General features: G+C 50.5%; 10 protein-coding genes, 1 tRNA gene and 1 other RNA gene. 6 read left to right on the top strand and 6 right to left on the bottom strand.

Translation table 11 applies throughout. The annotated features are described in order from the left end of the window. The first annotated feature begins 91 nt into the window (after nucleotides 1-91). Nucleotides 92-1,180, top strand: coding sequence for a dihydroorotase (gene pyrC, locus KMZ15_RS07900; RefSeq protein WP_223692365.1), 1,089 nt, complete (start codon nucleotides 92-94; stop codon nucleotides 1,178-1,180). Here pyrC and KMZ15_RS07895 read toward each other — a convergent pair. Together KMZ15_RS07895 and KMZ15_RS07890 are read right to left on the bottom strand one after the other, a co-directional pair. Beyond that, entirely contained in the window at nucleotides 1,177-1,365 is a 189-nt protein-coding gene (locus tag KMZ15_RS07895; protein WP_223692362.1) for a hypothetical protein, read from the bottom strand. The two genes, pyrC and KMZ15_RS07895, sit on opposite strands and share 4 nt — an antisense overlap. Nucleotides 1,366-1,475: 110 nt before the next feature. Next, nucleotides 1,476-1,808, bottom strand: a complete 333-nt coding sequence (locus KMZ15_RS07890) for a helix-turn-helix transcriptional regulator (RefSeq protein WP_223692360.1) — start codon at nucleotides 1,806-1,808, stop codon at nucleotides 1,476-1,478. 169 nt (nucleotides 1,809-1,977) lie between these two features. Here KMZ15_RS07890 and rnpB point away from each other — a divergent pair. Further along, nucleotides 1,978-2,374: RNase P RNA component class A (rnpB, locus tag KMZ15_RS07885), an RNA gene on the top strand. Between the two features lie 638 nt (nucleotides 2,375-3,012). Here rnpB and KMZ15_RS07880 read toward each other — a convergent pair. The 4 genes from KMZ15_RS07880 to gloB all read right to left on the bottom strand — a co-directional run bounded on the left by KMZ15_RS07880 (nucleotide 3,013) and on the right by gloB (nucleotide 6,417). Beyond that, nucleotides 3,013-3,087: transfer RNA gene (locus KMZ15_RS07880), tRNA-Val, on the bottom strand. Nucleotides 3,088-3,167: 80 nt separating this feature from the next. Continuing rightward, nucleotides 3,168-3,884: a DNA polymerase III subunit epsilon gene (dnaQ, locus tag KMZ15_RS07875; protein ID WP_223692358.1), complete on the bottom strand. Its 717-nt coding sequence runs from the start codon at nucleotides 3,882-3,884 to the stop codon at nucleotides 3,168-3,170. A gap of 55 nt (nucleotides 3,885-3,939) precedes the next feature. Beyond that, nucleotides 3,940-5,541, bottom strand: a complete 1,602-nt coding sequence (locus tag KMZ15_RS07870; RefSeq protein ID WP_223692356.1) for a transglycosylase SLT domain-containing protein — start codon at nucleotides 5,539-5,541, stop codon at nucleotides 3,940-3,942. Between the two features lie 75 nt (nucleotides 5,542-5,616). Next, complete coding sequence (gene gloB, locus KMZ15_RS07865) at nucleotides 5,617-6,417, bottom strand: hydroxyacylglutathione hydrolase (RefSeq protein ID WP_223692354.1); 801 nt, start codon at nucleotides 6,415-6,417, stop codon at nucleotides 5,617-5,619. A gap of 9 nt (nucleotides 6,418-6,426) precedes the next feature. Here gloB and KMZ15_RS07860 point away from each other — a divergent pair, with 9 nt between their 5' ends. From KMZ15_RS07860 to carB, 4 genes are all read left to right on the top strand, one after another. Then, entirely contained in the window at nucleotides 6,427-7,197 is a 771-nt protein-coding gene (locus KMZ15_RS07860) for a methyltransferase domain-containing protein (RefSeq protein WP_223692351.1), read from the top strand. Continuing rightward, entirely contained in the window at nucleotides 7,197-7,658 is a 462-nt protein-coding gene (rnhA, locus tag KMZ15_RS07855) for a ribonuclease HI (protein WP_223692349.1), read from the top strand. Before KMZ15_RS07860 ends, rnhA begins: the two co-directional genes overlap by 1 nt. A gap of 254 nt (nucleotides 7,659-7,912) precedes the next feature. After that, nucleotides 7,913-9,067 carry a glutamine-hydrolyzing carbamoyl-phosphate synthase small subunit gene (carA, locus tag KMZ15_RS07850; RefSeq protein ID WP_223692347.1) on the top strand — a complete coding sequence of 385 codons (1,155 nt, stop codon included), beginning with the start codon at nucleotides 7,913-7,915 and terminating at the stop codon, nucleotides 9,065-9,067. Between the two features lie 21 nt (nucleotides 9,068-9,088). Continuing rightward, complete coding sequence (gene carB / locus KMZ15_RS07845) at nucleotides 9,089-12,364, top strand: carbamoyl-phosphate synthase large subunit (RefSeq protein ID WP_223692346.1); 3,276 nt, start codon at nucleotides 9,089-9,091, stop codon at nucleotides 12,362-12,364. The last annotated feature ends 15 nt before the right edge of the window (nucleotides 12,365-12,379 follow it).

Raw genomic sequence — 12,379 nt, 5'->3', positions numbered from 1 at the left:
GTTTATACTCTAATTTCTAACCATCCCATTAAGATGCGCTTGCAGATTATAATAAATTGAATCATATATCTTCTGAGTTAGGCTCAACTTCATGGAAAATCACTTTAATCAAGCTCCCACTCAACCTCAAACAGCGCAGATTAACTCACTCACCATGACGCGTCCGGATGACTTGCATCTGCATTTGCGCGATGGTGAGATGCTGGCGGCTGTGTTGCCGCATAGCGCGCGCCAGTTTGGGCGCGCGCTAGTAATGCCCAATCTGAATCCGCCGGTAACGACCACAGCGCAAGCACTGGCTTACCGCCGCCGCATTCTGGATGCGTTGCTAGACTCTGCGGATTTTGAACCATTGATGGCACTGTATCTCACCGATAACACGCCTGCTGATGAAATTCGTCGCGCCCATGAGTCAGGCGTTGTACATGCGATTAAGCTCTATCCGGCAGGGGCCACGACTCATTCAGATGCCGGCGTGACGGACCTTAAACACTGCGCAAAAACGCTTGAAGTGATGCAAGAGCTTGGTTTGCCGCTGCTGGTACACGGTGAAGTGACGGATCCGTCAATTGATTTATTCGATCGTGAAAAAGTATTTATCGATCAAGTACTGGTGCCTGTGCGGCGCGCATTTCCGGCGTTGAAGATTGTCTTTGAGCATATCACCACGCAAGAAGCGGCTGACTATGTGCGCGACGCAGAGGCAGCGCCTGGCACGCTTGGCGCGACGATTACCGCGCATCATCTGTTGTATAACCGCAATGCGCTGTTCCAAAAAGGGTTGCGGCCACACTATTATTGCTTGCCAGTTTTAAAGCGCGAGCGGCACCGGATGGCATTAGTAAAAGTGGCAACCTCGGGTAATCCGCGCTTTTTTTTGGGTACGGATAGTGCACCACACCCTAAAGGCTTGAAGGAGCACGCGTGTGGGTGCGCTGGGTGTTACACGGCTTTGCATGCGCTTGAACTTTACGCGCAGGCTTTTGATCGGGTCGGTGCCTTGGCGCAGCTTGAGGGGTTTGCAAGCTTTCACGGCGCGGCGTTTTATGGCTTGGCGCGCAACTCGGGAACGGTGACGCTGCGGCGCGAGTCATGGCAGCTGCCACTTGAATTACCCGCAGGTGAGCACACGATTGTGCCATTAGGTGCAGGTGAAACAATCGCGTGGCGACTCGCTTAATTGACGTCAGCTGGGGTTTCAAGTAAGAAGCACTTGGGCAATATCGCTGGAGCGATATAGTCCATATCGTGCACTGACACACCACAATTAAAAAAGATTTCGCGCCACTGCAGCACTACTTCGACGATATGGTTGATTTGGTGGCGTGCATCCTCGACTGACAGGCTGAAGATAGCGGTCACCATATCGGAACCGACCTATACACATACCATCTGACAAAGTTTGCACCCTGAGAATAGCTGCAGGAATGCTTTCTAATGAGCCGGGAAGCTGAATATAAATATAGACTTTGCGTTCAGAAATCATATTCATTTCCTACGGTTTTTAGTTTGCTTGCTCGCTTTGGCCGACGTGAAGCCTCCAATACCTTGCCATGCGTATCCATATCGGGATCAGCGACAGTATCTAGCGTTTTATCTAATCCGAGCGCCCACAGTGTGGCAATAATTGCGCTGATACTGGTTCCAGGCTTACCAAGCTCCAGGGAATTAAGAGTATTTCGATTAATGCCAGCTTTTTTTGCTAAGTCAACGACGGATAAGTTGCGACGTATTCTTGCTAAACGGATACGCTGTCCAAGTTGAGTTATATGCTCTAAAACCTGTGCGGGAAGTGTAAATTTGTTCATTATAGTAGGCTCTATACGATTTTTTGCCTATTATAATGGGTATTTTTCTGTACTTGAATACAGTGTTTTAAATTTTTAGCGCTAAACGAGCAAATTTTCTTCTCCTATCTCGGCATTTCCTTAACCAGAACTCGGGTTAATTGAATAAGCGTGCTAAACTTTAGTTGGCAAAGTAGACCAGACAGCCGCCGCCTTCGTTAGAAGGGGGAGGAAAGTCCGGACTCCAAAGGGCAGGGTGATGGCTAACGGCCATCCGTGGCGACACGCGGAATAGGGCAACAGAAAGCAAACCGCCGATGGCCTCAAGCGTTAAGTTTGATGGCTCAGGTAAGGGTGAAACGGTGCGGTAAGAGCGCACCGCGGCTGCAGTGACGCAGCTGGCACGGTAACCTCCACCCGGAGCAATTCCAAATAGGCGAGCATGCATCTATAGGATGCAAGCAGGCCCCTTGCTAGTTCGCGGGTAGGAAGCTTGAGCGCGTCAGTAATGACGCGCCTAGAGGAATGGCTGTCACGCGCAACTCTGGTTGCGTGCACAGAATCCGGCTTATCGGTCTGCTTTGCCTTTTCTTTATAGTTAGGCCCCGTTGTGTATTGGGGCTGCGAACCTCTTCAGTATTTTTTCCTCTTCACATTTATTCATCTGGGTATTACTTACGCTGCGACTGTGCGTGTGCGTGGCAAACGGATACCATTTCAAGCTCGCGGCAGATAGATTATCCAAAATAATTTGTGCTGCGCAGCAAATTAATTTTTAGGGTAAATGACCTAAAATAACGACTGAATAGTTCTCTAATTTTTTGTAAGGTAACGCCCAAGCTCGGGGTGTTGGAGTCTAACCTATTGAATAATAAGCACTTTTATTTTTCTGGCAAAATCCTCTAATTTTTCATAATGTAAAAAATGATTTTATATTATAAAGTTCCTTGCATTGCACAAGAGTCATTGCTATAATCTGTTTATCGGTTACCGATTGGTAACCAAGCAGTGTCTCCTCCACCCTCCTCCTTTGGTGGATTCAGCCCAAACTCCGGTTTGGGCTTTTTTTTATCCGTTATGTTTATAGGTATTTCGCTGGCTTTTTAGCGCAGCAAGGCAGGGGTATCGACTCAATCCTTTTTGTTTTAGCAAAAAGCGGGTCGTAGAAAATTCAGCGAGCTTACGATCCTTAAAGAAAAGCACAATGTCGCTGGCGGGAAGGATTTGGTGGGCGATAGTGGGATCGAACCACTGGCTTCCACCGTGTGAAGGTGGCACTCTACCGCTGAGTTAATCGCCCTAATTGATTGCTTGAGATAGTCACGCATGCATGTCTGCGCAGCACAACTAATAAGCTTATCAGATAAAGGGTGTGGAACGCTACTTTTCAATGCTGCTGCTGCGCCACACACTTTGGATTTTTGCGGCTTTTTCTAATTCGTCTAATACAGTGATATGGGCCGCGATTTCATCTGGAGTCGCACGGAGTACCGGCAATATGAGTTGCTCAAGTGCGACCGACGCATGGTGACGGGTATCGGCGGAGGGCTCGTTTAGCATATCCAGCAATAGGTTCTCCTGGCCACGCGTCATGGCTAGGTAAACTAAAGCGAGTAGCTCAGCATCAAGGAGCGCGCCATGCAAGGTCCGGTGCGCGTTACTAATGCTAAAGCGTTCGCATAACGCATCGAGCGAGTTGCGTTTGCCGGGAAAGATCTGCCTTGCATGAACGAGCGTATCGATCACTTCCGTGCCGCACTGTTCATTAAATGGCGCAAGGCCGAGTAAGGCTAATTCGGCGTCCAGAAATCCGACGTCGAACGGCGCATTATGAATAATAATTTGTGCGCCTTTGACAAAATCGCATAGTTCGCTGGCGATTTGAGCGAATTTGGGTTTGTCGCTTAAAAATTCGGTGGTTAGCCCGTGTACCGCCAGCGCACCTGGGTCGCTGTCACGCTCTGGGTTGATATAAAAATGTAGATGGTTGCCGGTGAGCTGGCGGTTGATGAGCTCAATACAGCCAATTTCAATAATACGATCGCCGCCACGGGCTTTCAGGCCGGTCGTTTCAGTATCGAGTACAAGTTGGCGCATAAATTTTTCCACTGAGACGGGTTATCTCGGTTCTGTTTTTTGTGAATGGAGCGGGTTAATTTGAGGCTATTTTTCGCGCCGGCAGCGAGCTTTGGGCTTTGGCCTTGGGGGTTTTGATTGGCCCAACTTTTGCTTTGTGCTTGACTATGGGTTTTTTCGCGTTGAGCTTAACGGCTCGTGCTTTGATTGCGTTGGCTGTCGGCGGCAGTGGCCGCACGCGCAGTTTAGCTTTAACCAACGTAGGTTTTTGGCTCGTCGGAACATGCAGCATCACAATCTGCCCAGGCGCGAGCTTGGTGCGTTTGGTATGATTCCACGCTTGAATTTGGGCAACCGGGATACGATAGCGCTTAGCAAAGGCGGCCATCGTTTCATGCCGGCGCACACGAATCAACATTTTGCGAGTGTCTGGCACATCCGGCTCAAGTGCGAAGACCGCATTTTCTGCGATATAGGCACTGATATCTTCATCGTCTTCGGCTTTGACTTTGGGTATCAGTACCGTAGAGCCTGGCTTGAGCCGCATGCCAACCGGAATTTTATTGATCGCAGATAGGGTTGCTGGATCAACGCCGATTTTTGCTGCCAGCGTCATTGTGCGCTCGCGTTTGGTGACGGTATAGGTGGTCCAGCTTGAGAGTAGACCTTGATAGTTATTTAGGCCTTGCTCAAACATTTGTGCATTTTCAAACGGCAACAAAATTTGTGGCTGCGTCGCCCCTAAAATAATCGGTTTTGAAAACGATGGATTGAGTGCGCGAAATGCATCAACCGATAAGCCGGCAAGCTGTGCGGCTACCGCAACATCAATATCGCGTGCAGTCGTCACGGTGACAAAGTAGGGATGATCTGGAATCGACGGCAGCGTTAAGCCATACTTTTGCGGTTGCGCAACGATATCTTTAACAGCTTGTAATTTGGGTACGTAATGACGCGTTTCTTTAGGTATTTTTAGGCTGAGGTAATCGGTTGGCAAACCTGCTTTGCGATTACGCGCGATCGCGCGCAAGACATTGCCTTCTCCCCAATTATAAGCTGCTAGGGCGAGGCGCCAATCGCCAAACATACCGTGTAGCTTAGCTAAGTAATCGAGCGCGGCATTGGTTGAAGCGAGTACATCGCGGCGTTCATCTAGGAAAATATTTTGTTTGAGATTATAACTGCGCCCTGTCCCCGGGATAAATTGCCACATACCTGCCGCTTTAGCGACTGACAGGGCTTGTGGGTTATAGGCAGATTCAATAAAGGGCAGCAACGCAAGCTCAGTGGGCATATTGCGTGCTTCCAGCGCTTCTACAATATGATAAAGATAAAGTTTGGAACGCTCGGTCATGCGCTGGACATATTCAGGCCGCGCAGCATACCAAGACAGTTGTGCTTGGGCTAGGTCATTTTTGAGATCTGGCATCTGAAAACCGCGCCGGATACGGCTCCATAAATCAGCCGAATTCCCGCTATGGGCATTGACGGAATCATGGTCAAGGTCAATCGTTTGATCAACGTTGGCGGTTTTAAAACGAGCGGCGAAAGAAGAGAAAAAAGAAGAGCGCTCATCTACCGTGGACAGCGTGTTCTCAGTATTAGCGGGCGGCCTACTGGCGCAGGAGGCTAATAATATGGCCGATGCGACCCATAGCACACTAAAGATGAATCTCATTAGGGCAAGAATTCCAGGTAAAGCCGTAAAAAGTACAAGCATAGCAGGGAAGCTTAACTTGTTTTCAACCGTATTTTAACTAAAGTGGTCTTTCCATTCACGCAGCGCGATAAATGTAGCGAGCCGATCGCTCGTTGGCACAGCAAGCCGCTGCTGTATCTCTGCTTGGTCAACCCGTAAGAAGGGGTTAACGCGTTTTTCGTGAGCCAAGGTCGTGGGTACGGTTGGTTTACCCTGTGCGCGCAGAGCGTGTGCTTGGCGTTGCCAAGTGTGTAAGTCTAAATTATTCGGCTCGCAAGCTAACGCAAAGCGGATATTCGCTAGCGTATATTCGTGTCCGCAGTGTACGCGCGTGGCGCTGGGTAACGCGGCTAACGCATCGAGTGAGGCGAGCATCTGCTGCGGCGTACCCTCAAATAGACGGCCACAGCCGCTAGCAAAAAGCGTATCGCCGCAGAATACGCGAGGCGCTGTCTGCTCTGCGCCTTTGATGAAATAAGCCAGATGGTCATTTGTATGGCCGGGTATTTCAAGCACGGCAAATTCTAACTGCGGTGCTAGCAGACATACCGTATCATTATGTTTGAGCGGGTGCGTGACGGTGTCGATGGTCTGCTGCGCTGGGCCGTATACAGGGACGTCCCACCTGCTAAGTAGGCTCGCTACTCCAGCGACATGATCGTAATGATGATGTGTGAGTAAAATAGCGCTTAAATGCCAGCCACGTTCGCGCAATTGAGCGATGACCGGGGTTGCATCGCCTGGGTCGACCACGAATGCGGCTTGGCCATCCGATACCAACCAAATATAGTTGTCTTGAAACGCGGGGACTGCTACGTACTCAAGTAATTTGCGAGCAGTAAATGACGTATTCATTGGAGCATCATGTCTAATCAATCTACTATAGAGTGGTCCGCTTGGGCGGCTTCTGCCCCTGGGCGCTATGTGCTTGCCTGGGAGCAGGCACAACTTGATCGCCTGGTGAGTGATATCTTCGGCTATTATGCATTACAACTTGGCCTGCCTCAACTTGACGCGCTGCGTGAAAATCGCATGCCATCCCGCGCGGTGGTGTTGAATGCAGAGTCTGATTTAAAAATGTTGGCTGCGTTTGCCGAATATAGCTGCATTCGGTGCGATTTGCCTGAGCTGCCTTTCGCCTCCCAAAGTGTCGACTTACTTATTTTGCCACACACGCTTGAATTGACGTGTGAGCCACATCGGCTATTACGAGAAGTTGAGCGCGTGTTGTTGCCCGAAGGACAATTGGTGATCTTTGGCTTTAATACATTGAGTCTATGGGGAGCTCGACAAGCGCTTAAGGGGTTAACTAAGCGCTCTTTTGTTCCCGCTCACCGTAAGCTGATTGCGTTTTCGCGCCTCAAGGACTGGCTTAAGTTACTGGGTTTTGAATTAAATCGCGGGCGCTTTGGTTGTTATCAGCCGCCCTTTATGAGTGAACAGTGGCTGACGCGATTTGCGTGCGTAGAAAAAGCCGGGGATCGCTGGTGGCCTATTTTTGGCGCAGTGTACATGATTACGGCGATTAAGCGCGTGCGTGGCGTGCGTTTAGTCGGCGCCGCGCCGCGCAGTTCCGCCGCCCTGGCGCCGGCTTTGCCGCCGGTGGCCACGCCACAAACTCAGAGGCGTAAATAATGCATTCCGAAACGATCGAAATTTACACCGACGGGGCTTGTAAAGGCAATCCAGGTCCAGGGGGGTGGGGCGCGTTGTTACGCTATCGTATGCAAGAAAAAGAATTGTCAGGCGGCGAACCGGCTACCACCAATAATCGGATGGAGTTGATGGCGGTGATTGCGGCTCTTGAAGCATTAAAGCGCCGCGCCAAAATTGCTATTTATACAGATTCAAAATACGTGCAACAGGGCATTAGTCAATGGATTCACGGTTGGAAGCAAAAAAACTGGATAACCTCAGCGAGAACACCGGTGAAAAACGTCGACTTATGGCAGCGCTTAGATCGGCTAGCTAATCAGCATGAAATTGAATGGTGCTGGGTTAAGGGACATGCGGGTCATCCGGAGAATGAGCGTGCTGATGCGTTGGCTAATCGTGGCCTGATTGAGGCGCAGAAATATCAGGCAAATAGTGGCTAAGCGGATAAGGGGCAAGGTTTTATCCTCAAAAAATACAAAAAATAGAACGCTTTCAAGTTATAATTAGAAGGTTTATCTGAGTTAAATTTATCTTAGCGCCTACCCGTATCCTCCGTTCTGGTCCCGCATAGTCAAGTAGAGCGACTGCATGCAACCAAGCCTTAATGCTGGTGTGGAGCTCTCTGGCGAGCACACGGGCAATTTAGTGACCGGCGGCGGGTTGACAGTAGGCGTGTTGCCTTTAGGAGTTAGCCGTGTTGCCGTCTTTTCAACCTGCTTTGCTTGCGCTTGCTGATGGCACGATTTTTCGTGGCGTTTCGATTGGCGCTGCCGGTCATACTGTGGGTGAGGTAGTCTTTAACACTGCAATGACGGGCTATCAGGAAATCCTGACGGATCCGAGTTACGCTCATCAGCTGGTGACATTTACTTATCCTCATATTGGTAATACGGGGGTTAATCACGAAGATATTGATGCTGCAAAAATACAAGCGGCTGGCCTTATCATTCGTGATCTTCCTGTATTGTCGTCTAATTTCCGTCAGCATCAGCCGCTTGCTGATTATCTGCGCGAGCAGCAGATGGTCGCGATTGCCGGTATTGATACGCGTCGCTTGACCCGGATTTTGCGCGAGCGTGGCGCTCAAAACGGCTGTATTCTGGCTGGCGACACGGATGCTGAGAAAGCGCTTGCGTTGGCCAGAGCTTTTGCCGGGTTGTCAGGGAAGGACTTGGCTCAAGTTGTCTCAACGCCTAAACCCTATGAATGGATGCAAACCGAATGGCAGTTGGGTACTGGCTACGGCACGTTGACGCAACCACGCTACCACGTCGTGGCTTTTGACTATGGCGTCAAATTTAATATTTTGCGCATGTTAGCGCAGCGTGGCTGCCGGGTCACTGTGCTGCCGGCTCAAACGAGCGCAGCTGAGGCGCTGGCGCTTAAACCAGATGGCATCTTTTTATCCAATGGTCCGGGCGATCCTCAGCCATGCGATTATGCAATTCGTGCTGTGCGTGAGTTGATCGAGCAAAAATTGCCGACTTTCGGCATTTGCCTTGGGCATCAGATTATGGCGTTGGCGATTGGCGCGCAGACAGTCAAAATGAAAACCGGCCATCATGGCGCTAATCATCCGGTGAAAGACCTGGATGATGGCCGCGTGGTGATTACTTCGCAAAATCACGGTTTTGCGGTGGATGCGCAGAGCTTGCCGGCACACGCCCGGATCACGCATGTTTCGCTATTTGACGGTACCTTGCAAGGTTTTGCTTTGAAGGAGTCCCCGGCATTTTGCTTCCAGGGCCACCCAGAAGCATCGCCGGGGCCGCATGATCTAGGCTATCTATTCGATCGATTCATCACGCTCATGGCACGTGAACGTGCCGGCAACAAAGCGGCCGTATAAGAAAACTATTTAGAGAATTTTATGCCTAAGCGCACAGATATTAATAAAATCCTAATCATCGGAGCGGGTCCGATTATCATCGGCCAAGCATGCGAGTTCGACTATTCAGGCGCGCAAGCGTGCAAGGCATTGCGTGATGAAGGTTACACGGTGGTCTTGGTCAATAGTAATCCGGCAACGATTATGACTGACCCGGAAATGGCGGATGTGACCTATATCGAGCCTATTACTTGGGAAGTGCTTGAGCGAATTATCGCCAAAGAGCGTCCTGACGCCATCTTGCCAACCATGGGTGGGCAGACCGCCCTTAATTGTGCGCTTGATCTACATCATCATGGCGTGCTTGCCCAATACAACGTTGAATTAATTGGCGCTTCGCCGGCTGCGATTGATAAAGCAGAAGACCGGCAGAAATTTAAAGAAGCCATGACAAAGATTGGCCTGGCTTCGGCAAAATCTGGCATTGCTCATTCGTTTGAGGACGCGCTAAGAGTACAGGCCGAGATCTCAATACAAACCGGCGGTATGGGTTATCCAATGATTATCCGGCCCTCTTTTACAATGGGTGGCTCAGGCGGTGGGATTGCTTATAATCGTGAAGAGTTTGAAGAAATTTGCAAACGCGGCCTTGATCTTTCGCCGACCCATGAGTTATTGATTGAAGAGTCTCTCTTGGGCTGGAAAGAATTTGAGATGGAAGTGGTGCGCGACCGGCATGATAACTGCATCATTGTTTGCTCAATTGAAAACCTAGACCCAATGGGGATCCATACCGGGGATTCAATTACTGTCGCGCCTGCGCAAACGCTCACGGACAAAGAATATCAGCTCTTGCGCAACGCCTCGCTAGCCGTCTTGCGCGAAATTGGCGTTGATACGGGGGGCTCAAATGTACAGTTTGCGATTAATCCGGCCGATGGCCGGATGGTGGTCATTGAAATGAACCCCCGGGTATCGCGTTCATCAGCGCTGGCCTCAAAGGCAACCGGTTTTCCAATTGCGAAGATCGCCGCTAAGCTTGCCGTAGGTTACACCCTCGATGAATTAAAAAATGAAATTACCAGCAATGAAACGGGCTCCGGCACGCCGGCTTCGTTTGAGCCTACGCTTGACTATGTAGTGACCAAGATCCCACGGTTTGCTTTTGAGAAATTCCCCGCCGCTGATCCGCATTTGACCACCCAAATGAAATCGGTCGGGGAGGTCATGGCAATTGGCCGCACCTTTCAGGAGTCTTTTCAAAAAGCGTTGCGCGGGCTTGAAGTGGGAGTGGATGGGCTGGATGAAAAATCGACCGATCGCGACCAAATTGGCGAAGAAATTGGTGAGCCTGGCCCCGATCGTATCTGGTATGTGGCCGATGCGTTTCGGATCGGTTTAAGTCTAGCTGAAATTTACCAAGAAACCCATATCGACCCTTGGTTTTTAGCGCAGATTGAGCAAATCGTGCTGAAAGAGCAGGCCTTGAGGACACGTTCATTGGAGAGTCTGTCAGCCGACGAATTGCGTGAGTTAAAGCGGAGTGGTTTTTCCGATCGGCGCTTGGCTAAACTGCTGGAGGTGGAGCCAGCTGCCGTGCGCGCCCGTCGCCTGGCGCTCAATGTGCGCCCAGTCTATAAGCGCGTGGATAGTTGCGCGGCTGAATTCGCGACAAAAACGGCCTATTTGTATTCAACGTATGAAGAAGAATGCGAAGCACAGCCGACTCAGCGCAAAAAAATTGTTGTGTTAGGTGGTGGCCCGAATCGGATTGGGCAAGGTATTGAGTTTGATTATTGTTGCGTGCATGCGGCGCTTGCGCTGGGTGAAGATGGCTATGAGACGATTATGGTCAATTGCAATCCAGAAACAGTATCGACTGATTATGACACGTCGGATCGCCTATATTTCGAGCCGCTGACGTTAGAGGATGTGCTCGAAATTGTCGATAAAGAACAACCTTTAGGCGTGATCGTGCAATATGGTGGGCAGACTCCGCTCAAACTGGCGCTTGATCTTGAGGCCAATGGCGTGCCGATCATCGGGACGACGCCGGATATGATCGATATGGCTGAGGACCGCGAGCGGTTTCAGCAATTGTTATCTAAACTTGGCTTGCGCCAGCCACCCAATCGCACCGCTCGAACCGAAGAAAAAGCGCTGGCGCTGGCCGAGGAAATTGGTTATCCGCTCGTGGTACGGCCTTCTTATGTGCTCGGTGGGCGCGCGATGGAAATTGTGCATGAGCCGCGCGAGCTTGAGCGATATATGCGAGAGGCCGTTAAGGTTTCCAACGATTCGCCGGTGTTACTTGACCGTTTTCTGAACGATGCCATTGAATGTGATGTGGATTGCATTGCAGATGGGCAAAGGGTCTTTATTGGTGGCGTGATGGAGCATATTGAACAAGCTGGGGTGCATTCGGGCGACTCGGCGTGTTCACTGCCGCCCTATTCGCTCTCGGCTGCCACGATTGCCGAGTTGAAGCGGCAAACGGTCGCGATGGCACAGGCTCTAAAAGTGGTTGGGCTGATGAACGTGCAGTTTGCGATTCAGCGTCAAGCTGCGGGCACTGGACCGACCCAGCAGGTTGAAGATATTATTTATGTGCTTGAAGTCAATCCACGCGCTTCACGCACAGTCCCTTATATTTCCAAGGCAACCGGCATGCAACTCGCAAAAATTGCCGCGCGTTGCATGGTTGGGCAAAGCCTTGATGCGCAGCATATCGGTGAGGAAGTTGAACCGTCTTGGTTTAGCGTTAAAGAGGCGGTCTTTCCGTTTGCTAAATTTCCAAGCGTTGACCCCGTACTTGGTCCTGAAATGCGCTCAACTGGCGAGGTGATGGGGATTGGTCGCACTTTTGGCGAGGCGCTATTTAAGTCGCAGCTTGCAGCTGGCTCGCGCTTACCGGTTTCTGGTACGGTCTTGATGACCGTAAAAGACAGCGATAAGCCCACTGCAGTTGAGTTGGCGCGCTTACTGCACGAGCTCGGGTACTTCTTGGTTGCAACCAAAGGCACGGCCGCGGCGATTAGTGCGGCTGGCGTGCCGGTCAAGGCGGTCAATAAAGTGAAAGACGGCCGCCCACACATTGTCGATATGCTTAAAAATGGTGAGATTGCGTTAGTTTTTACCACGGTTGATGAAACGCGCGCAGCGATTGCCGATTCCCGTTCGATTCGGATCAGCGCTCTGGCTAATAAAGTCACGTATTACACAACGATGTCAGGCGCGCGCGCAGCGGTTGAGGGATTGCGTTATTTAAAAAATCTAGAGGTATATGATATACAAGGGCTACATGCTAGTCTAAACTAACCCCTCAATGTATTT

The organism is Mycoavidus sp. HKI (genome assembly GCF_020023735.2).
In the GTDB taxonomy this organism is placed as follows: domain Bacteria; phylum Pseudomonadota; class Gammaproteobacteria; order Burkholderiales; family Burkholderiaceae; genus Mycoavidus.
This window is presented reverse-complemented; position numbering and strand designations above follow the sequence as displayed.